At 66.3% G+C, this 21,067-nt stretch carries 20 protein-coding genes and 1 tRNA gene; 7 read left to right on the top strand and 14 right to left on the bottom strand.

What is annotated here, in order from left to right:
* Window positions 1-358: 358 nt before the first annotated feature.
* The 7 genes from mnxG to ABE459_RS01660 form a co-directional block, all read right to left on the bottom strand.
* On the bottom strand, window positions 359-6,208 hold the full coding sequence (mnxG, locus tag ABE459_RS01690) for a manganese-oxidizing multicopper oxidase MnxG (RefSeq protein ID WP_323831714.1): 5,850 nt from the start codon (window positions 6,206-6,208) through the stop codon (window positions 359-361).
* Between the two features lie 146 nt (window positions 6,209-6,354).
* The gene (locus ABE459_RS01685; protein WP_323831716.1) at window positions 6,355-7,437 is read right to left on the bottom strand and encodes a DUF1615 domain-containing protein; all 1,083 of its coding nucleotides are present in this window, start codon (window positions 7,435-7,437) and stop codon (window positions 6,355-6,357) included.
* Between the two features lie 59 nt (window positions 7,438-7,496).
* Window positions 7,497-8,162, bottom strand: a complete 666-nt coding sequence (locus tag ABE459_RS01680; RefSeq protein WP_323831718.1) for a hypothetical protein — start codon at window positions 8,160-8,162, stop codon at window positions 7,497-7,499.
* Between the two features lie 79 nt (window positions 8,163-8,241).
* Window positions 8,242-8,793: a hydrolase gene (locus tag ABE459_RS01675; protein WP_323831720.1), complete on the bottom strand. Its 552-nt coding sequence runs from the start codon at window positions 8,791-8,793 to the stop codon at window positions 8,242-8,244.
* 79 nt (window positions 8,794-8,872) lie between these two features.
* A complete protein-coding gene (locus ABE459_RS01670) occupies window positions 8,873-9,592 on the bottom strand; it encodes an alpha/beta fold hydrolase (RefSeq protein WP_125464467.1) in 720 nt (239 codons plus the stop codon).
* A complete protein-coding gene (locus ABE459_RS01665) occupies window positions 9,589-9,810 on the bottom strand; it encodes an MbtH family protein (RefSeq protein WP_110994763.1) in 222 nt (73 codons plus the stop codon). The genes ABE459_RS01670 and ABE459_RS01665 overlap by 4 nt, the downstream gene beginning before the upstream one ends.
* A gap of 81 nt (window positions 9,811-9,891) precedes the next feature.
* The gene (locus tag ABE459_RS01660) at window positions 9,892-10,140 is read right to left on the bottom strand and encodes a helix-hairpin-helix domain-containing protein (protein ID WP_125464469.1); all 249 of its coding nucleotides are present in this window, start codon (window positions 10,138-10,140) and stop codon (window positions 9,892-9,894) included.
* A gap of 95 nt (window positions 10,141-10,235) precedes the next feature.
* Here ABE459_RS01660 and ABE459_RS01655 point away from each other — a divergent pair, with 95 nt between their 5' ends.
* Window positions 10,236-10,853, top strand: a complete 618-nt coding sequence (locus ABE459_RS01655; protein WP_110994761.1) for a LysE family transporter — start codon at window positions 10,236-10,238, stop codon at window positions 10,851-10,853.
* On the opposite strand, the gene ABE459_RS01650 is transcribed toward ABE459_RS01655, so the two are convergent.
* The 3 genes from ABE459_RS01650 to ABE459_RS01640 form a co-directional block, all read right to left on the bottom strand.
* Window positions 10,850-11,251 (bottom strand): hypothetical protein, encoded by a 402-nt coding sequence (locus ABE459_RS01650; protein ID WP_125859008.1) that lies wholly within the window; start codon window positions 11,249-11,251, stop codon window positions 10,850-10,852. The genes ABE459_RS01655 and ABE459_RS01650 overlap by 4 nt on opposite strands.
* Window positions 11,252-11,451: 200 nt before the next feature.
* A complete protein-coding gene (locus ABE459_RS01645; protein ID WP_258642151.1) occupies window positions 11,452-11,898 on the bottom strand; it encodes a VOC family protein in 447 nt (148 codons plus the stop codon).
* Between the two features lie 36 nt (window positions 11,899-11,934).
* Window positions 11,935-12,324, bottom strand: a complete 390-nt coding sequence (locus tag ABE459_RS01640) for a GFA family protein (protein WP_323831723.1) — start codon at window positions 12,322-12,324, stop codon at window positions 11,935-11,937.
* A 157-nt stretch (window positions 12,325-12,481) separates the two neighbouring features.
* Between ABE459_RS01640 and ABE459_RS01635 the strand changes: the two genes are divergently transcribed.
* On the top strand, window positions 12,482-12,637 hold the full coding sequence (locus ABE459_RS01635; RefSeq protein ID WP_153788526.1) for a hypothetical protein: 156 nt from the start codon (window positions 12,482-12,484) through the stop codon (window positions 12,635-12,637).
* Window positions 12,638-12,648: 11 nt separating this feature from the next.
* Entirely contained in the window at window positions 12,649-13,287 is a 639-nt protein-coding gene (locus tag ABE459_RS01630; RefSeq protein WP_223277149.1) for a cupin domain-containing protein, read from the top strand.
* On the opposite strand, the gene ABE459_RS01625 is transcribed toward ABE459_RS01630, so the two are convergent.
* On the bottom strand, window positions 13,284-14,486 hold the full coding sequence (locus ABE459_RS01625; RefSeq protein WP_110994757.1) for a sugar transporter: 1,203 nt from the start codon (window positions 14,484-14,486) through the stop codon (window positions 13,284-13,286). The two genes, ABE459_RS01630 and ABE459_RS01625, sit on opposite strands and share 4 nt — an antisense overlap.
* Window positions 14,487-14,752: 266 nt before the next feature.
* Window positions 14,753-15,805: an NAD(P)-dependent alcohol dehydrogenase gene (locus ABE459_RS01620; RefSeq protein WP_323831726.1), complete on the bottom strand. Its 1,053-nt coding sequence runs from the start codon at window positions 15,803-15,805 to the stop codon at window positions 14,753-14,755.
* A gap of 177 nt (window positions 15,806-15,982) precedes the next feature.
* Between ABE459_RS01620 and ABE459_RS01615 the strand changes: the two genes are divergently transcribed.
* A complete protein-coding gene (locus ABE459_RS01615; protein WP_125464476.1) occupies window positions 15,983-16,888 on the top strand; it encodes an AraC family transcriptional regulator in 906 nt (301 codons plus the stop codon).
* 94 nt (window positions 16,889-16,982) lie between these two features.
* On the opposite strand, the gene ABE459_RS01610 is transcribed toward ABE459_RS01615, so the two are convergent.
* Window positions 16,983-17,059: transfer RNA gene (locus ABE459_RS01610), tRNA-Val, on the bottom strand.
* Window positions 17,060-17,308: 249 nt separating this feature from the next.
* Between ABE459_RS01610 and ABE459_RS01605 the strand changes: the two genes are divergently transcribed.
* Genes ABE459_RS01605 through ABE459_RS01595 form a run of 3 tightly spaced genes read left to right on the top strand, consistent with a single transcriptional unit; the run spans window position 17,309 to window position 20,546 of the window.
* On the top strand, window positions 17,309-17,848 hold the full coding sequence (locus ABE459_RS01605) for a helix-turn-helix domain-containing protein (RefSeq protein ID WP_323831728.1): 540 nt from the start codon (window positions 17,309-17,311) through the stop codon (window positions 17,846-17,848).
* Window positions 17,849-17,853: 5 nt separating this feature from the next.
* Entirely contained in the window at window positions 17,854-18,984 is a 1,131-nt protein-coding gene (locus ABE459_RS01600; RefSeq protein WP_323831730.1) for an HlyD family secretion protein, read from the top strand.
* A 53-nt stretch (window positions 18,985-19,037) separates the two neighbouring features.
* Entirely contained in the window at window positions 19,038-20,546 is a 1,509-nt protein-coding gene (locus ABE459_RS01595; protein WP_258706621.1) for a DHA2 family efflux MFS transporter permease subunit, read from the top strand.
* 37 nt (window positions 20,547-20,583) lie between these two features.
* Here the strand turns inward: ABE459_RS01595 and ABE459_RS01590 are convergent, their stop codons facing one another.
* Entirely contained in the window at window positions 20,584-21,003 is a 420-nt protein-coding gene (locus ABE459_RS01590) for an organic hydroperoxide resistance protein (protein ID WP_258704545.1), read from the bottom strand.
* Between the last annotated feature and the right edge of the window lie 64 nt (window positions 21,004-21,067).

Genomic DNA, 21,067 nt, shown 5'->3' with positions numbered 1-21,067 from the left:
TCGCGGGTAAACCCGCTCCCACAGTTTGTTTCGGGCCAGTCTTTCCTGGGCCATCACCTGGTCCGCCTTGTTGGTACGACGCGGTTTCAGAGTGGGCGTTGCCGCCGCCCCACCTGACTCAAGGCATGCACCAAGGCAGGCGCCGGTACTTTCACAGGAATAACTGGCCCGAAACAAACTGTGGGAGCTGGCTTGCCAGCGATGCGCCGCGCGGGCGGCGCTCGATCTCATAGGCGCTGCAAAAACACCGGCAGGCACCTGGTGGCCCTCACCCAATCTCCCGCCATGCACCCAGCCCCCCAAAAAACAAAAAGGCCGCCGCGATCCCCCGCGGCGGCCCTCCAACACCTCTCCCCCTTTACTGCGCCGGTGCCGTCGCCGGCGGCGGCTCATTGGTCACCCGCAAGATCCCCCACAACCCCGACATGTTCCCGTACGCCGCATAGTCGCGGAACAAGTAATCCCCCGGCACCGCATTCCCGCCCCCGGCGCTGGACAGCATGAAGCTGAAGTGCGCCGCCGGCAGCACGCTCTCCTGCGCGCCGATATACATCGCCATGGGGTTGTAGCCGAAGCGCACCGAACCAATACCCGGCAAGCCCATGGGGTAACCGTCGATATCGCTCTTCTCGGCCTGGTAGTTGTGCAGCGGCCACAGGTGCCCATCGAGCTGGTAGGTAATACCGCGGCTGCCACCGCTGGGCATCAGCACGTGCTTGCGCAGCGGCTGCCCAGGCTTGGCGTACAGCACCGGGGTCTGTGGGTCGCCGCCAACCAGGGCATTGCTGTAGGCCATGTGCGCGTTGGGCACGTCGGCGAAGCCCAGGCCGTCGGCATGACCGAACGGCGCGTCCGGCGCCAGGCCGAAGCGCAACCACAGCGGCTCGGTCTTGTAGTTCATGGCCATGTTGCCGTTGTCCTTCGGATCCCCCGGCACACCGTTGCCTTCGGTGGCGATGCCCTCCACCGGGCGGCCATCGGCCCAGCGCATGTTCAGCGAGCGCTGCCACACCGTGACGAAGTCGCGGTAGTCGGGCTGGCCGCTGACCTTGACCGTGGCCTGGGCGCGGCTGGCCGCGTCCTCGGTCCAGGTGGCGGTCTGCGGCAGGATGCTCATGGCACCGACCAGGCCCTTCTGCGGCTGCTTGATGAAGTCCGCCGGGGCCAGGTTGAGGCCGCCAAACTCGATGGCGGTGGTGTTGATGTTGTCCACCGTGCGCCCCAGTTGCAGGGTGGGTTTGCCTTCGCGCTCCAGGTGCCCGGCGTAGTACTGGTACACCCGGCTCGGGTAGGCACCACTGTTGCCGGCCCGGGGCGGTACGGTCTGCACCGGGTTGGCGCCGACGTTGGCGCCGTCGGACTTGGTAATGTCGTAGGCCAGCAGTTGGGCGTGCAGGCCCACGTGGCTGGAGGGGCGCATCAGGTTGTTGTTGAAGGCGGTGGAGCCTTCACCGTCGAAGCGGTCGCGCTTGACCACGTTCTGCATCACGGCGGTGCTCGGCAGGTCGGGCATCACCAGCGGAAGGCGGTTCTCCAGGGTGATGCTGATGCAGTCGCCGGCGTTGGCCCGCAACACCAGCGGCTCCACCGGCACCCCGGCCTTGAGCTTGCCGGTGCCTGGGTCGAGGTCGGCCTTGCGCACGTACAGCACCGCGGTCGGGTCGTGCAGCGGCGCGCTGTGGCCACCGATGGTGAAGGGTTCGCCATCCTCAGGGTCGACCCCGCTGACCAGCGGGATGCTGACACGGCGGCTGTTGAACACCAGGGTGCCGCCGTTGGCCTTGAGCGCGCCGCCGACATGCTGGCCGATGCCGGCCGGGTCGTTGATGCTCACGCCGTGACGGTTCTCGAGGATGTCGTTGGCCAGGGCCGCGACGATCTCGTAGCTGCGCTTGACCGTCGGCCGGGTCCCCACGCCATTGGCGTTGGCCGTGGTTTTCGGGCAGACGCCGTCGAAGTTGACGGTATTGCGCATGGCCACCGGCTGCGGGTTGTTGGGCAGCGCGAACAGGTCGGCGCGCTGGGCGGTGTAGTTGCGCATCACGCCCCAGATACCGTTCCAGTAGCCTTCCAGGGCGGCATCCATGGAGTACAGGTAATCGCCGTTGGTGGCGGCGGAGCTGGAGATCATCGACACCGGCGCCATGAAGCCCATCTGCTCGGAGATGCCGATCATCTGCGACGACTTCCACCCGGAGTTGGAACTGTTGCCGAAGCCTGAGCCGTTCTGCAGCCACTTCACGCCGTGCAGGGTGACGTTGTGCTCCTCTTCATGGCCGCCGGCATGCAGGCGCAGGCGCACGTTGTCGCCGCTGTAGGTGCGCAGCATCGGCGTGAACGGGTCGCCCGGCTCGCTGCCGGCCTTGTTGATGTGCGGCGGGAACTGCGTGGTGCCGCCGGTGGGGCCGACCGCCTGGGTGATCGCCGAGGGCGCCAGGTTCATCGCCGGGATGGCGCGGTCGGTGCGTGACTGCAGGGCGTAGGCCAGGTCGCCGCCGAGGCCGTCGGCCTGCATGCCGCGCTTGCCGTCCGGGCCGACCTTGTTCGGGTCGAACACGCGCAGGGCCAGGGGCTCGTTGCGGTAGTTGACGACGAACATGCCGGGGTCATCCACCGAGATCGCCTGCGGGCATGGCCGGCTCGGGCAACCGGGGTTCAGCCCGCCACGGGACTCGACCACCGACTCCAGCAGGTTGGAGGCGGCCTGGCGCACCGGTGGGTTGATGGCGTAGCGGAAGCTGTCGGCGGTGGCCGGGTAGCTCTGCCCGTCGGGGATGCCGTTGGGGCCGGCGCCCACGTACACACCGGCTTCATAGGCGTGCTGGAAGTCGCTGTATTCGAGGAAGAACTCGCGGTAGCTGTCGTTCTTGCCGTCGCCGTCGTGGTCGCCGGTCTGGATCACCGCCTGCCACGAGGTCGGCCCGCCGTCCTGGCGGGTCGCCGGGTTGTACAGCTGCTCGCCGGTTTCGGCGTGGTACCAGGTAGACCCGGCAGGCTCCGCCAGCACGGTGGCGTACAGCCCAAGCTGCTGGTGGGTCGATGGGCCAAGGTGGTCGTGGGTGAAGATGGTGCCCAGGCCACGGTCGACGTTATGCACGTTGACCAGAGGGTCGGCGAACCAGCGTTGCATGGCGGTGCGCGCACCCAGCCAGTCGGCCCGGCCGAAGCGGCCGAAGAACGGGTGCTGCTTGGCTTTCGGGCAGGCGGCGGTGCCTTCGCGGGTATCGCCCTCGGTGCAGTTGTTGAAGCTGCGGATGGCCTGTACGCGCTCGACCACGCTACCGGGCGAGAGGATGCCGTCCTCGTAGTTCCAGCCGTTGGCCGAGCCGTCGGCAGCGGTCAGGTCCCACTTGGGCAGGTGGATGTGCTGGCCGATCACGTCCGTGGGAGTGCGCACCTGGTAGTCGTCCATTTCATAGAACGACGGGATCAGGTTGGTGTGCACGTACTGGGTGCAGTCGAAGGTGTTCATGCGCATCACCAGCGGCTCCGGCGGGCGCTGCTTGGTGATCACCGGCCAGGCGTCCTCCCACAGGGCGAGGATGCGCGCCTGCGGGAAGTGGTAGCCGACCTTGTTGTACACCGCGTCGAACTGGATGTTGGCGGCCTTGTAGATGCGTGGGCGGTCGGCGGTAAAGGCGGACGAGCCGCGGAAGCTCATGCCGGTCAGGGTCTCGCCGCTGTTGAACTCGCCCACCCCGGACGACTGGGTCAGGCGCTTGCCACGGTCATCCATGCAGGGCTCGTAGAACGGCGCGCCGGCGGTGGGCAAGGCGCCGTTGGTGCGGAACGCCTTGGCCACCGGCGCGCCGCCGGGGACCAGGGCGAAGCTTGGGTGTTCGGCCTTGGCATGGAACTGCATGGCCGCCTGTTCCACCTCGGTGCCCTCTTCGGGCAGGTAGATCGGCTTGGCCTTGTGCAGCACCTTGGAGAAGTCCAGCCGGGTGGTGGTGGTGACCGCCTCGCCACCGGCGGACACGCCGTCCAGGGCATGGCGACCGAGGCCACCGTCCCAGCCATCGACCTGGTTGGCGTCGAGGTTGGCCCACAGTGCCTTGCCGCTGTCCTTGAGCTGGCGCGCCAGGGCCGGGTCGAGCATGTCCAGCGGCGGAGTTGGCGGGCGCTGGCCGACGCTGCTTTCCATGCCGCCGATCCAGAACGGATAGCCGGGGTTTTTCAGGCTGCCGTCGGCATTGCGGTTGCTTTCGCTGCGATCGACCAGGGCCAGGGAGCCCACGGCGCGGGGGGTAGCTGGCTGATTCGAATGATCGTCGTCGCCCTCCTCCTGGTCATCGTCGTCATGCTGGGCTACCTGCGTCTCGCCGAGCTTGGGCACCACGGTGACCTTGCCCGGCATCGGCGCCATGGCCTTGCCCGGCAGCGGCACGATGGCCGGGATCGGCGTGCCGGCGATGATCTCGCCGTCGGGCAAGGCCCGCGCGCCATTGGCCGGCTTGCCGCTGCGCAGGGCGAACGGGGTGCTGTGGAAGCCGTTCTCGCCCTCGCCGCTGACCTCGAGCCGGGTGCCTGGCTCGAACACATCGTGCACCCGCCACATGGCCCACATGCCCTGGGCGAAGTGCGGGTAGAAGTGGCAGTGGTAGATGGCATCGCCCGCGACCCGGTTGCGGTTGCCCGAACCGCCGTTGGCGATTTCGTAGGTGTAGCCCACGCCCGGGCCGATGCCCTGGGCGTCGATGTAGTCAGAGTTGTCGTCGTTGGGGTTGAACAGCCACTGGTGGCCGTGCAGGTGGAAGATGTGCTGCTCGTGGCCATTGTGGGTGTTGCGGAACTTGGTGAAGTCACCGATGTAGCTGTGGTGCACGTTGGCCGGCTCCGCCGGGTACAGGGCCATGGTGGCCTTGACCCCGGTGGCGCTGGCCGGCGGTACTTCGCCCGGGCGGATGCGCTCCAGGCCGACGTTGGCCGGGATGTCCACCAGGGTGCCGATATCGCCGACCGTATGGGCACTGAGGAAGAACTCCTCGTAGGCGCACGACAGGCAGTCGTGCATCGGCCCTACGCCGAGCCGGTTGGCCACCACCTCGGCGCCCATGCCGCCGGAGCCGTAGTTGATCATGAACGAGTCGCGGGTCGGCTCCAGCACATGGCCCATCACCGGGTCTGCCCAGTAGCCGGGGAAGGCCTGGGTGCCGGCCACTTCGTCGGCGAACTGCGCGGCGAAGTCGCGGAACGCTTCCAGGCGGTTGGGCAGCGCCGGGTTGCGCTTGCCGACGCTTTCCAGCGGGTAGGTGTTCTTGGGGAAGCTGCCGTCGGGGTTGGGGCCCATGACGATGGCGTCGGTCTCGCTGTTGAGGATCTCGTTGCCGTCGACCATGGCGATGATCGGCTTGCCGGCCTTGCCTTCGGCGATCCAGGGTTCCAGCTGCGGGTAGCGTGCTTCGTAGTTGATCACCGGCTGGCCGGTGGCGGTGCGGCCAGTGGTAGCCAGGCGCATTTCTTCTTCGGTGAGGGTGTTGCGGTAGGTGCGCCCGCCTTTGGGCACTACCGCCACTTGGCCAAACAGACCGTTGGCGACGTTGCCGGCACCGCCCTGGCCGCCGAAGGTGGCGCCCTGGCTGGTGACGGCGAAGGCGCCTTCGCGCTCGGCGTACAGGGTGTAGCTGCGGGTGCCACCGGGGGCGACCAGGAAGTTGCCGTTGCGCCCGGTGTTGGCGGCGATGTCGGCGATGCTGGTGACCGCCTGCATGCCGTTGACCTGGAAGCCGACGTGACGGTCGCTGACCTGCTCGTCGGCGATGAAGTGCTCGCCGCCTTCAGCGTCCGGCAACTCGACTTCTTCACCCTCCTCGCCTTCGGGCTCTTCGGGTTCGATGCCGTGCTTGTTGGGGTTGGCCTGGTAGGCCAGCAGGTTGGTCAGGTTGACCGTCAGGCAGTCACCTGCGGCCACCCGCAGCACGATCGGCCGCGGGCGTTTGTCCGGGCGCAGGGTGACCTTGCCGGGGACGGCCGCGCCGCCTTTGCTCAGCGGCACCAGGTGCTCGTCCACCACATCCTGGCGCAGGGCGAACAGCATGCCGTTGGCATTCTGCGCGCCGAGGCGGTTGTACATCAGCGGCTGGTCGAGGGCCACCACGTTGGCGGTCAGGGTGCGTTGGCATTGCACGGCCGCTTCGCCGCTTTCCTGCCAGCCCAGCAGGGCCAGTATCAAGGTGGTCAGGGCGGGGCCTTTGCGAGGGGTCGTCATGGGTCACCTCCGTGGGGCGCAAGGACTCTGCGGGGAGGTGAGCAAGGCTCATGCCACTAAAATTATCTTTTTATTTCAATAGCTTATAGTTAGCACTGATTAGCAATCGGGGAAGATCCCCCAATTGAGGCCCTTAATCGGGGGCATCAGCGCTGCATGCAGCGCTGGTAGCGCTCGTCCACTCGGCCAGCGAACCAGGCCGTGGTCAGCTTGCGGGTGATCTTCGGGCTTTTCAGCTCGATCCCCGGCAGCACCGCACGCGGCAACGGCTTGCCTGCCTTGGCTTCGGCCAGCCGGAACACGCCCTGGTACAGCTCGGTTTCTTCAAGCTCCAGGCTCCCCTCCTGCTCCAGCTGCGCACGGATCTGCGGGTTGCGCAGCCCGAGTTTCGGCCCCAGCTTGCGCGCCGCCTGCTCGGTCTTGCCGGGCAGGATCGCACCGGGGGCGATCAGGTCGCCGTCCAGTGCCAGGGTGGTCACGCTGGCGCGGCCCAACGCCGCCTGGAACGCCGCGTTGCGGCTGGCGTACCAGCCGGCGTTGAAGTCGGCGAAGCGGTACAGCGGGCGCTCGTAGTGGGTGGGATAACCCAGCAAGTGGGCGATGCCGAAGTACATGCCACCGCGCCTGCTGAACACTTCCTGGCGAATCGTGCCTTGATAGGCGTAGGGGTAGCCTTTGGCATGCTGCTCGGCAAAGTCGATGCTGACCTGCATCGGCCCACCGGTATGCACGGGGTTGAGGCCGTCGAGCAGGGTCCGCCCGAGGGGCAGGCGGCCGATCACTTCGTCATACAGGGCGCTGAGCTGTTTTTCGCTGCGCACGGCGAGCAGCCGCTGCTGGTAGGTCTTGCCGTTGCTGGAGGGCGTTTGCAGCGCACCGTCGACCAGTAGCTTGGGGATATGCAGGCGCGCGGCGCGGCGGTCGATTTCCTCACGGGCGATACGGCCCAGGTTGGGCACCTGTGGGTCGGCGTTGAAGGTCGACTCCTGCTCGGTCACCGCCAGCACGGCGCACAGGTTGCCCTTGCTCGGCGCGATAGCCTGGGCCTGGAACGCCACCTGGATGTCCTCGGCCCAGCCCTGACGGTCCTTGAGCTGTGCCGGCAGCAGGCGCAGCAGCTGGGCACGGACCTTGGCCGGGTCGTTTTCAGCGGCCTGCTCCGGGCGCCCGGCGCAGCCCTGGAGCAATACCAGCAGCGTTACCCCCATCACCCACAACCGCCCTGTCATCGTGCTCGCCTCTCATCGTTTTCCTGGCAAGCCTAGCGGCAGAAGGTGATGGGTTTCAATCAGCAACCGGGCTTGGTCAGCCCGGTACCGAGGGTGACCGCGCTGGCCTGCACCTTGGCAAACGCCTGCATGGCCTGTGGGTCGAAGGTGCGCTCGCAGTTGAAGCGGGTGTCCACGACGAAGTCATCGCCCTTGGCCTGGGTCATCGCTGCGGCCCATTTACCGGAGGCCTCGATTGGCGCGTCATCGACCAGCTTGGCTTCGACCAGCACCTGCATGAAGCCAACGGCTCGCGGCCCCTCCCACAAGGCGTAAACCGAGGGGTCGTAGGCATTGCCGCACAGTTGCAGGCAGTCGGCATAGAACTCCAGGCCACCGCCGCTGGACTCGTTGAATGCGCCGAAGGTAAGGGCCTGGTTGGCGGCCGGGGCGAAATCGCCGATGAAGCTGTGCAGGTCGGCCTTGCAGGTGGGCGACAACTCCAGGCGCAATTCGTTGATGGTGCCGCCTGCGGCATTGGCGGTGATGTCACAGCCTTGCACCTTGTAGTTGTGGCTGTCGCCATTGCTGGTGCGGGCGATGCCGGCGACCGATTCGAAGTAGCGCAGATTGGTACCGAGCATTTCCCCATTGAACACGTCGGCCAGTTTGGCGGGCGCGGCAGAGGCCTGGGAAGCCAGGCCACAGAGGGCCAGGGAGACGAACAGCGAGGCGCGGGTTTTCATTGCAACATCCTGTAGGCGATTGTGGAAACCGCGGGCACTCTAGACCACCAAATGGCCTAAAGCCATCACCAATTGCCTGTCACGGTTGTTCACCCACCAGGTAGGTCTTGCTGATATGGCGAAACAGCGGGTGGCTGGCGCTGCCCATCAGTTCGAACAGCACCATCTCGCGGGTGACGATCTGTGCCCCGGCGGCGCGCATGCGCGCCAGGCCTGCGGCCTTGCTGGCGGCGGTACGGCTGTCGCAGGCGTCCTCGACCACGAACACCTGCTTGCCCAGGGCGAGCAGGCCGAGCACGGTCTGCAGCACGCAGACGTGGGTTTCCATGCCGCACACGATCACCTGCTCACGGCCCAGCAGGCTGGCCGGCAGGCAGTCGGCGGCGACGCAGGAAAAGTGGGTCTTCTCGACGATGACGGCGCTTGGCGCAGCCGCCTTGAGGGATTCGAGGGTGTGGCCAAGGCCTTTTGGGTACTGCTCGGAAATCACCGTAGGCAGCTCCAGATCGGCGGTGGCTGCCAACAACCAGCGCGCCCGGGCCTCGGTGCCTGCGGGGTCGCTCATGGCGCCGATGAGTTTTTCCTGGATGTCGACCACCAGCAGCGTGGCGCGTGTTGAATCGATCAGCATTGTCAGCCCCTTGCCTGGAAAACCGTGGCCGTGACGCCACGCAGGCGACAAGCCTCGCCCAGGCAAGGGGTGACGTCAATCAGGCGGTGAGCCGCAACGGTTCGAGTGCGCCGGTGAGCGCACCCAGCACACGGTCTTCATGTTCGTGGATGAAGAAGTGCCCGCCGGGGAACATCTCGAGGCTGAACTCGCCCTGGGACTCGCGGCGCCAGGCCTGCAGCTGTTCGGCGTTGGCGCGGTCGGTGTCGCCGCCAAGCACATGCAGCGGGCAGTGCAACGGCGCCCGCTGACGGTAGGCATAGCGGCCGCACAGCAGGAAGTCGGCGCGCACCACCGGCAGTGTCAGGCTCATCAGCTCCTGGTTGGCCAGCACTTCCTCGGGCGTGCCGCCCAGCTTGCGCAGCTCGGCCAGCAGCGCTTCGTCGCTCTTCGGCTCGCGCCAGTTCGCGCCGTCGTAGTCCTCGCGCCGGGTCGGGGCCGCCGTGCCGCAGGCGAACAGCGCCAAGGGTGGCGGGCAGCCCAATGCCTGCAGCTCGTGGGCCAGCTCGAAGGCCACCAGCGCCCCTAGGCTGTGCCCGAGCAAGGCGTAAGGGGCGTTGGCCGCCAGGCGTTGCTCGCTGGCCAGTTGCCGGGCCAGGGCCTGCATGTCGGTGTGCAGCGCCTCGCCCAGCCGCGCGCCGCGGCCCGGCAGCTCCACCGGGCGCACCTGCAGCCAGGCCGGCAGCTTGCGCCGCCAGCGGCTGTAGACCATGGCGCTGGCCCCGGAGTACGGCAGGCACAGCAGGTTCACGGTGCTCACTGCGCGGCGGCTGCAGCCATCTGCTGGCGCAGGCTCAGCGGGCGCATGTCGGTCCAGACTTCGTCGATCCAGGCCAGGCAGTCCTGCTTCAGGCCGCTTTTGCCGGCCGCGCGCCAGCCATTGGGGATGGCCTTGTAGTCGGGCCAGATGGAATATTGCTCTTCGTGGTTGATCACTACCTGGAACACGATGTCGTCGCGGTCGAAAACGGAAGTCATTGCCTGTCTCCTTGAATGATGAGGGCCGAATGCGCGGGGCGCAGCGTGGCTCTCAAGGAAACGAAAAGCGCCTGGGGAAAATTAGCCGGGTACGCCGGTCGATGACCTGGCCTGGGCAATGGCGGCCTGGATCGCGCTGCGGGCCTGGGGGCTGTTCTTCCAGCAACTGGAGCCGACCAGGCTGGCGGCGGCTTCGACAATCTGCCGGGCGTCGGCCTGGGCCAGCTGTGCCAGCGAGCTGTAGCCGAGCTGTTCCAGGCGCTGCAGCACGGTCGGGCCAACGCCCTTGACCGCCAGCAGTTGCTCACGTTCATCGGTTGAAAACGCCATCCTCACCTCCTTGTGATGTTGCGGCTTTGCAAGCGCCGCGGATGATGGCATATATCGTCTTCTGCCCGCCAACCCCGCACTTGGAGAACTCCCCCATGCTCGGCGTGACCGACTACGGCGCTTTCGTGATTGCGTTCCTGATCCTGCTGGCGATCCCCGGCCCCGGCAACTTCGCCCTGATCACCGCCACCGGCAAGGGCGGCATCAAGGGCGGGCTGGCCGCCACTTTCGGGGTGATCCTCGGTGACCAGGTGCTGATGTGGCTGGCGGTGGCCGGCGTGGCCACCCTGCTGGCCGCGTACCCGGCAGCCTTCCACGTGGTGCAGTGGGCCGGCGCCGCCTACCTGGCCTGGCTCGGTTTGCGCATGGTACTGAGCAAGCCCGGCGCGGCGCCGCGCGACAGCGGCATGGCCGGCGGGCGCTACCTGCGCCAGACCATGATGATCACCCTGCTCAACCCCAAGGCGATCATGTTCTACATGGCGTTCTTCCCACTGTTCATTGACCCGGTAAAACACCAGGGCATGTTGACCTTCGGCTTCATGGCAGTGACCGTGGCAGCGCTGACCCTGCTCTACGGGCTGGTGGCCGTGCTGCTCACCCACCACCTGGCCGAGCGCATGCGTGCCAGCCCACGGGTCAGCAACCTGCTGGAGCGGTTGGCGGGGGCCTGCCTGGTAGGGTTCGGGATCAAGCTGGCGGCGATGCGCTAGGCACCACCTAACAAGTCATGGGCATCCAGCAGGCGATACGCCACCTGCGGATTGCGCTCCAAGCCACGGCGGATGGCGGCGGGGATCGCCTGGCGGGTCTTGCGGCACAGGCCGGGCAGCGCCTCCAGCTCGATGACGATGCCGCGCATGGTGCGTACCTCGTTGTAGCCGGGGGCGATGTGCACGCGGATGCCGAGGTTCTGGTACAGGCGCCCTTGTAGATGGTGGAGGTCGTCGAGGTCCTTGAGGTTTTCCAGGCGTTCGACCAGGCGCTTTTCTTCCTCGCGGGTAAGCAGCAGGATGCGCCGCCCTTCGGCCGGGCCGTCGAGCAGCTGCTCGCGGCCGCAGTCACAGGCGCCCGGGGGGCATGGGTGGCGTAGTGGAGGTTGGTTGGTCATGGGGCAAGGATAGCGCCTTTCATGAGGTTGGCCGCAGGCCTCATAACCTCGGCAAGCCAGGCACTGGCATCGCGTCAACTGGGGCTGCGTTGCAGCCCTTCGCGGGCAAGCCCGCTCCCACAGGTACAGCGCGTGACTCAAGCAATGCGCACATCCTGTGGGAGCGGGCTTGCCCGCGAAGGGCCGCAAGGCGGCCCCAGTCACTCATGGGAACAGCACGACGTCACTTGAACGGGCCTTTCACCCAGCCACTGTGCCAGCCTGATCAGGTAGCCGTCGGGGTCCTGCACCAGGAACTGGAGCAGCCCCACTTCAGCCTCTGCCACCCGGTACCACACCTCCTCGCAGGGCCTGAACAGCGGCCAGCGTTGCTGCTCAAGACGTTCGATCAGTGGCTCGACCGCCACCACGTCGATCTGCAGGTGCATGCCCCGCCCCAGGGGTTTTTCCATCGGGCCGGTAAGCCAGTTGTCATCGGGATCGAGCTGTTCGAGCATGACCTGCGAGCCGTTCAGGTCCAGGTAGGCGAAACGCTGTTCCGGGCGCTGATAGGCGATGTCGAAACCCAGCAGTGAAACCCAGAAACCGAGGCTGGCCTCGAGGTCGCTGACGATCAGTTCGGGGACCAGGCTGTTGCGCTTGAGCATTGCGATCTTCCATGACGTGTTGGTTGGGCTAACCGCTCACAGGGTGTCAGTGCGGGCGCCGGGCGTCCACCAACGTGGCCGCGAGGTGCTGAACGAATGCGCGGTCGGCCGAAAGGCATCGGCCCCTTTCGCGTCAAAACACCCCAGCAGCAAGGCCACCGTGGGCGCATCGTCGATGGCGCCGAGGGAGCTGCCGCAGATCGGGCAGAAAGCGCGGCTGGAGCCTTCGGATGAGCGATACAGGCTCGGCGCCCCGCCCTCCCCGGTCCACGATACGTCGGCCTTGTCGAATTCCACCCAGCACAGGGTAAGGCTGCCGGAGTGGCGCTGGCACATGTGGCAGGAGCAGGTGTGGGGGAACCGCGGGGTACCGCGAGCGCTGAAGCGGATACGGCCGCACAGGCAGCCGCCGTTGTGAGTAGGCATGGGGGCGCGTCCTTGGCTGATGATGCTGGCGGGACGGTAGCTGAACACTCACAGCTGTAAAGCGTGAAAATGTTACGGCGAAATGCAACGGCGCTATGCTGGCCTGCCAACTGGTAAAGTGCGCGCCCTCCTTTGCACCAATGATGGAAAGCAACCGATGCACAAGATGATCGAGTTCCTCGCGGTGGTGGTGGTGTGCACCGTCATCGGCGTGGCCTGCGAACAGTACGACGTTAACCGCTACCTCAAATGGTTGCTGATGGCCCTGCCGGCGATCGTCTGGGTGCGTCTGCGTAACCCCTTCCTGCGCTGACTGGAGCCAGCATGCACGACCTGCAACTGAACGCCGACCTGTCCCGCCCCGTGACCGTGCACGGCGCCGCATTGCCGTGGCTGCCCAGCCCACTGCCGGGCGTCGAGCGGCGCATGCTGTACCGGGTCGGCGGCGAGCAGGCGCGGGCCACCTCGCTGGTGCGCTATGCGCCGGGCAGCCGTTTCAGTGCCCATGTGCACGGTGCCGGCGAGGAGTTCGTGGTGCTGGAAGGGGTGTTCGAGGATGAGCACGGCCGTTACCCGGTCGGCAGCTACGTGCGCAACCCACCGGGCAGCGCCCATGCCCCGGGCGCAAGCGAGGGTTGTGTGATCTTCGTGCGCCTGCGCCAGTTCCATCCGCAGGATCGCCAGGCGCTGGTGATGCAGTTACCCGCGCAGGGCGGGATGCTGTTCGAAAACGACCATGAACGGGTCTGGCTGCAGGTGCTGCAGCCCGCTGATACATGCCGCTGGGACAGTGGCCGTGGGCTGGAGCTGCTGGTACTGGCCGGCCAGTTGCACGGCTCGGCGGGTAGCCTGCCGACCTGGAGCTGGATGCGTCTGCCGGCGGGGCAGGTCGTCGAACTAAAGGCCGGCAGCGAGGGCGCGCGGGTCTGGCTGAAAGAGGCCGCGCTGAACCTGGGGGGCTAAGCCCCGCCCAGCGCCTCACGGAAGCGCCGGGTGCTGGCCGCAGCCAGCAGCAGCCCGACCACCGCCACGCCCCCGCCAACCATGCCGATATTCGCCACACCCGTTTGGCTGCTGACGATACTGCCCAGCAGCGCACCACCGCCGATGCCGATGTTGTAGATGCCCGAGAACAGCGCCATGGCCACATCGGTGGCGTCCGAGGCGAGCTTGAGGGTCTTGGATTGCAGCGACAGGCTGAAACTGAGGATCGCGATGCCCCAGACCATGCTCAGGCCAGCGAACAGGTAGAAGTTGCCCGACAGCGGCAACAGCAACAGCAGGCACGCCGCCAGTGCACCGATCGAACCGACCAGGAAGCCATGGGGGAAGCGATCGCTGTAGCGACTGAACAGCAGCGAACCGAACACGCCCGCGCCACCGAACAGCAACAGCAGCAGCGTGGTGCGCTCGCCGCCGATCTGCGCCACGTGCAGGGCGAAGGGTTCGATGTAGCTATAGGCCGTGAACTGCGCGGTGATCACCAGCGTCACCAGCACATAGGTGATCACCAGCGCCGGGCGCTTGAACAGGATCGGCAGGCTGCGCAGCGAGCCCGAGTTCTGGCTGGGCAGCAGCGGCAGCGATTTCATCAGGCAGAGCATGGTCGCCAGCGCCACCCCGGCGATGCCCAGGAAGGTCACCCGCCAGCCCAGCGCCTCACCCACCACCCGCCCCAGCGGAATACCCATGACCATGGCCAGGGTGGTACCGGTGGCCAGCAGCCCGAGCGCCTTGGCCTGTTGCCCCGGCGGCGCCACCCGCACCGCCAGCGACGCGGTGATCGCCCAGAACACCGCGTGGGCCAGGGCGATGCCGATGCGGCTGACCAGCAGCATGGCGAAGCTTTGCGCCTGCCACGACAGCACATGGCTGACGATGAACACCAGGAACACCAGCAACAGCAGGCGGCGGCGCTCGATGTTGCGGGTCATCAGCATCATCGGCAGCGAGGCCAGCGCCACCACCCAGGCGTAGATGGTCAGCATCAGGCCGACCTGCGCGGTGGTCATGTCAAAGCTGCGGCCGATGTCGCTGAGCAGCGCCACCGGGACGAACTCGGTGGTGTTGAAGATGAACGCCGCCAGCGCCAGGGCGATGACGCTCAGCCAACTGCCGGTGCCGGCGGTGGGCGGCATTGTGGTAGGTACGGGGCCATTCATGTGAAGGGGTGTTTCTCCGCGGGCAAGGCAACAGGGCGCGCGTCGGCGGCCGGGGATCAGGGCCGTTGACGCACGTGTTGTTATTGGAAGGATGCCAGGCATGGTACGCATCGAGGCCGGGTGTCACAACCAAACAGGTGTTCGCCGGTGTTTTTGCAGCGCCTATGAGATCGAGCGCCGCGCGGGCGGCGCTCGATCTTGAGGGCGCTGCACATCTGTCGCCATGCACCTGGTCGCACTCATGCAACCCCAAGCCAGGCATGCCTTCAGCCCTGCAAAGTCGCCATGTCGATCACGAACCGATACTTCACATCCCCGACGATCATCCGCTCAAACGCCTGGTTGATGTTGCGGATATCGAGCATCTCGATATCACAGCTGATCCCGTGCTCGGCACAGAACTCAAGCACCTCTTGGGTTTCAGCGATCCCGCCGATCAAAGAACCGGCCAGCACCCGGCGCTTCATCACCAGGTTGGCGGCATGCACCGGCGGATCGACCGGTTCGATCAGCCCGACCAGAATATGCACGCCACCGAACGCCAGGGTTTCCAGGTAAGGGTTGAGGTCATGCTGCACCGGAATAGTGTCGAGCAGGAAATCGAAACGCCCGGCAGCGGCGCGCATCTGCTCGGCATCGGTGGACACGATCACATGGTCGGCGCCCTGGCGGCGGGCTTCTTCGGCCTTGCTCGCCGAGCGGGTGAACAGGGTCACTTCGGCGCCCAGCGCCTTGGCGAACTTGATGCCCATGTGGCCCAGGCCGCCCATGCCCAGCACCCCGACCTTGTGGCCAGGGCCGACGCCATGGTGCTTGAGTGGCGAGTAGGTGGTGATGCCGGCGCACAGAATCGGCGCTGCGCTGGCCAGGTCCAGGCCCTGGGGAATGCGCAGCACGAAGTGTTCGCTGACCACGATGCTGTTGGAGTAGCCGCCCATGGTGTTGCTGCCGTCCACACGATCAGGGGTGGCATAAGTCATGGTCGGGCCTTGCAGGCAGTACTGCTCGACGTCCTGACGGCAGGCCTCGCAGTGCCTGCAGGAGTCGACCATGCAGCCCACGCCGACCAGGTCGCCGACCTGATAGCGGCTGACTTTTTCGCCCACCGCAGTGACCCGGCCAACGATCTCGTGGCCCGGCATCAGCGGGTACACGGCAATGCCCCACTCGTTGCGCGCCTGGTGAATGTCGGAGTGGCACACGCCGCAGTAGAGGATTTCGATGGCAACGTCATCGGCGCGCGGACTACGGCGCTGGAAGGTCATGGGAGCCAGGGGGCTGCTAGGGGTCTGGGCGGCGTAGCCGATGGCGTTGTACATGGGGAACCTCGCAGAGTGAAACGATTCAGGCGGCGCATTTTGGGCGCCCAAACCGCCCTCGCCCATCGCCGATTCTCCGGTATGCATGCCTGATTCTCCGGAATCGCCAGGCCACCTCTGGCGCTGAACTGCGATTCTGCGAAGATGCCACTGTCCGATTCTCTGCCCAGGTTGACCATGCACCTCACCCGCCACGTGGATGCCAACGCCACCCTCTGCTCATTGATCCGCGGCCTCGCCACGCGCCCAGGCTTCGTCCCAACCATGCTGCCTCAGGTAAAGGTGCTGACCTGGGACCACTACGTGGCCAGCAGCCCGCAGATCTACGAGCCCAGCCTGATCATCCTGGCCCAGGGCAGCAAACTGGCGCGCCTGGGCCCGCGCACCCTGGAATACGGGGCCGGGCATTACCTGATCCAGGCGCTGTCGGTGCCCTTCATGTGCGAAACCTTCGCCACCCCGGACGCGCCGCTGCTGGGTGTATCGGTGGATATCGACCGGGCGCAGTTGGGGGAGCTGGTGCAAAGCATGAACCTGGCACCGGATCCGGCGGTGCAGGTGCAAACCCCGCAGTCGATGAGCTCGGCGGCGTTGGACGCGGCCATGCGCGACAGCGTCGAACGCCTGCTGCAGTGCCTGCAGGACCCACTGGACGCCAAGGTGCTGGGCCCGGCACGGGTGCGCGAGGTGCTCTATTGCGCCTTGCGCGGGCCACAGGCCGGGGTGTTGCGGGCGCTGGTCGAACAGCAGGGGCACTTCGCCCGCATCGGCGCCGCCCTGGCCTTCCTGCGCGAGCATTACGCCCAAGCCCTGAGCGTGGAAGAGCTGGCCAGCCGGGCCAACATGAGCGTGTCGACCTTCCACGAGCACTTCAAGCGCAGCACCGACCTGGCGCCGATGCAGTACCTCAAGCGCCTGCGCCTGCTCAAGGCCCAGCAGATGCTGATCGGCGAAGGCCTGGGTGTGGCCCAGGCGGCGCACCGGGTCGGCTACCAGAGCACCTCGCAGTTCAGCCGCGAGTACAAGCGCGAGTTCGCCCGCAGCCCTGGGGAAGAGCAGCCGTACCAGAGCTTGCCGGTGTAATGCTGGCAGACCGCCCGGGCACCAGACGCGCAAAAGCAAGAAGGGCGACCCTTTCGGATCGCCCTTCTTGATGCCCGTAAACCGGGACTTTGTTTGGTAGGCACAATTGGACTCGAACCAACGACCCCCACCATGTCAAGGTGGTGCTCTAACCAACTGAGCTATGTGCCTGTCGTGTGGTGCGCATATTAGTGATCGAAGCCCTACCTGTAAAGCGTTTTTTTCAAAAAAATCAAAAACTTTGCGAAACAAGCCAGATTGGCCGGCAAATGGCCAACCTGTGGTTGCTGCAGACCAGCGACATGCTGTCGGTGGCGTCCGGTCGGGTGGAAGGTACAACGGCCGACACAGTAACTTGCATAATGAAAGTTACTAGAGGATAGTCACTCCATCCAAGGCATGACATCCAAGGTCAAGACCATGAAGAAAGCCAGCTTCCAACCCATGCCCTGCCCCGTGGCCCGTGCCCTCGAACACATCGGCGACGGCTGGAGCCTGCTGATCCTGCGCGACGCCTTCTACGGCCTGCGCCGCTTCGATGAGTTCCAGCACAGCCTGGGCATCGCCAGCAACACCCTCACCCGCCGGCTCAACGACCTGACCGCATCAAACCTGCTCGTGCGCCAGCCCTACCAGCACAACCCACCCCGGTTCGAATACCACCTCACCGAGGCCGGCCGAGACCTGCGCCCGGTGATCCTGACCCTGATGGCCTGGGGGGCGAAGCATGCCGAGGGCTCGAAGAAGGTCTACCTCGCCGACGAGCACACCGGCGAGCCGGTTGCCCTGGCGCTGGTGGATACCAACACCGGCCGCCCCATCACTGCGGACGACCACCGGCTGCGCATTTCGCCCGATGCCGACCCGCTGACCCATTGGCGCGCCGAAACCGGGCGGGCCTACCGCCAGGGCGATGCCCTGGCCAGCGCCCTCCCCAGCCAAGCCTCTGTAGAGGATTGAACGCCATGAACGCTCACGTTGCCCCCGCCCCCGAGCAGTCCGCCCCGCCCACGATAAACAAGCCGGGCCGGAAAAAAGCGGCCTTGCGCCTGGCCGCGCTGGCGCTCGTGGTGGTCGGCGCCGTGAGCTATGCCAGCCACTGGTGGTCGAGCGCGCGCTTCATCGAAGACACCGACGATGCCTACGTGGGCGCCGACGTCACCGTGATCAGCGCCAAAGTGCCGGGGTATATCAGCGAAGTCGCGGTGCTGGACAACCAGTTCGTCAAAGCCGGTGACCTGCTGGCGCGCATCGATGTGCGCGACTACCAGGCGGCACTGGCCAAAGCCGACGGCGCCGTGGCCGCGCAACGGGCACGCCTGGCCAACCTGGACGCAGTCGAGCTGCTGCAGCAGGCCATCATCAGCCAGGCCAAGGCCCAGATCGACGCGCGCAGCGCTGAAGCGCAAAGGGCCCAGCACGACCGCGCCCGTTACCAGACCCTGGTGAACAGCCAGGCGGTGTCGGTGCAAAGTGCCCAGCAGGTCGAAGCCACCTGGAAAACCGCGCTGGCCGACCGCGCCCACGCCGATGCAGGGTTACTGGCGGCGCGCCAGCAACTGGCGGTGATCGGCACCCAGCGTGAGCAGGCCCTTGCGGCCCTGGCCCAAACCGAAGCGGACCGCCAGCAGGCGCAACTGAACATCGGCTACACCGAACTGCGCGCTCCGGTGGACGGTTATGTGGGCAACCGCCGGGCCAAGGTGGGGGCTTATGCCGCCGCCGGTAGCCAGTTGATTTCGGTGGTACCCGCCCACGGCCTGTGGGTGGACGCCAATTTCAAGGAGGATCAGCTCTCCCGCATGCAGGTGGGCCAGGCCGTCAAGGTTACCGCCGACATCCTGCCGGGCCGCACCTTCCAGGGCCACGTCGAGAGCATCGCGCCGGCTACGGGCGCACAGTTCAGCGTGCTGCCCGCCGAGAACGCCACGGGCAACTTCACCAAGATCGTGCAACGGGTGCCGGTACGCGTTCGCCTGCAAGGCAGCGATGCCGAATTCGGCGCGCTGCGCCCGGGCCTGTCGGTGGTTGCCGAAGTCGATACCAGGCCCCAGCCCCTGCCGCAGCCTGAGGTTGCGTCGGCAGGCCGGCCGTGATCAGCGAACTGCCCGCCCTCAGCCCCGCGCAAAAGGTCACGGCCTTTGCCTGCATGTGCGTCGGGATGTTCATTGCCCTGATCGATATCCAGATTGTCTCGGCGTCACTGAAGGACATCGGAGGCGGGCTCTCTGCCGGCGCCGACGACACCGCCTGGGTGCAGACGGCCTACTTGATCGCGGAGATCATCGTCATCCCATTGTCGGGCTGGCTGTCGCGGGTGATGAGCACACGCTGGCTGTTCGCCGCCTCGGCCGCCGGCTTCACCCTGACCAGCCTGCTGTGCGCATTGGCCTGGAACATCCAGAGCATGATCGCCTTTCGCGCACTGCAAGGGTTTCTCGGCGGGTCGATGATCCCGCTGGTATTCACCACAGCGTTCATCTACTTCAGTGGCAAGCAACGGGTGATCGCCGCCTCGGTGATCGGCGCCATCGCTTCGCTTGCCCCCACCCTGGGCCCGGCGGTGGGTGGTTTGATCACCGATATCTCGTCCTGGCACTGGCTGTTCTACATCAACCTGGTGCCCGGCCTGTTCGTCACCGTCGCCGTGCCGCTTCTGGTCAAGGTCGACCGCCCCAACCTGGCCTTGCTCAAGGGCGCCGACTACCTGGGCATGGGCTTGATGGCGCTGTTTCTGGGTTGCCTGGAATACACCCTGGAAGAAGGCCCGCGCTGGAACTGGTTCAGTGACAGCACCATCGCCACCACGGCCTGGGTGGCCGCCATCTGCGGTGTGTTGTTCGTCTGGCGCAGCCTGAAGATCGACGACCCCATTGTTGATCTGCGCGCCCTGCGCGAGCGCAACTTTGCCCTGGGCTGCCTGTTTTCCTTCATCACCGGGATCGGGATTTTCGCCACGATCTACCTCACACCACTGTTCCTCGGCCGGGTTCGCGGCTACGGCGCACTGGATATCGGCCTGGCGGTGTTCTCCACCGGGGTGTTCCAGTTGCTGGCCATCCCGGTCTACGCCTTTCTGGCCAACCGCGTGGACCTGCGCTGGATCCTGATGCTGGGGTTGGCGCTGTTCGGCATTTCGATGTGGGACTTCTCGTCGATCACCCATGACTGGGGCGCCAAGGAACTGCTGCTGCCCCAGGCCATACGCGGGTTCGCCCAGCAGATGGCGGTGCCGCCGACCGTGACCCTGACCCTGGGCGCACTGTCGCCAGCACGCCTGAAACTGGCCTCGGGCCTGTTCAACCTGATGCGAAACCTCGGTGGCGCGATCGGCATCGCGGCCTGTGCGACCGTGCTCAACGATCGCACCAACCTGCACTTCCTGCGCCTGGCCGAACACCTGAACGCCAGTAACGAGGGCATGAACCGCTGGCTCGAGCAATGGCGCGACAACGCCCAGGCACTGGGCCAGAACAGCCTCGACGCCGGCCAGGCGGCGTTGCACCAGCTGTGGGGCCTGACCTGGCGCGAAGCGCAGACGTTGACCTTTGCCGATGCGTTCCTGGTGATCATGCTGTGCTTTGCCGTCGCCACCCTGCTGGTGCCCCTGATGCGCAAGGTCCAGCCGCCGCCACAGCCATCAGCCGACGCGCATTGATACCCCGCGCCCGGACAAGGTGCGCAGGACGTGCCCTTCAAGGAATGACGAAGTTCACCTCGATGTTCCCGCGCGTCGCCTTGGAGTACGGGCAGATCTGATGGGCTTCGTCCACCAGGCTCTTCTTGTCCACTTGCGCCAGGCCTGGCAGGTGCACGGTCAGCTGGGCAGCCAGGATGAAACCGCCGTCGGCGCTGTTGCCCAGGGAGACTTCGGCATCCACCGCCACACCTTCCGGTAGGCGTACTTCGAGCTTCTGCCCCGCCCGGCGCAGGGCGCCGATGAAGCAGGCCGACCAGCCAATGGCCAGCAGCTGTTCAGGGTTGGTACCAGGGCGGCCGGAGCCGGGCGGGCTCAATGCCAGGTCAAGCTCGCCGTCGATGGCCTGGCCGCGTCCGTCGCGGCCACCGCTGGTGTGGGTGCGGGCGGTGTAGAGGATGGTGGTCTGCTGGGTCATGCTGCTGCTCCTTCACAAAGGTAAGGGAAGGCTTGGCCGGGCCAGCGGCCCGGCGTCGTGCCTT

The organism is Pseudomonas sp. TWI923, assembly GCF_039673365.1.
Classification (GTDB): domain Bacteria; phylum Pseudomonadota; class Gammaproteobacteria; order Pseudomonadales; family Pseudomonadaceae; genus Aquipseudomonas; species Aquipseudomonas sichuanensis.
This window is presented reverse-complemented; position numbering and strand designations above follow the sequence as displayed.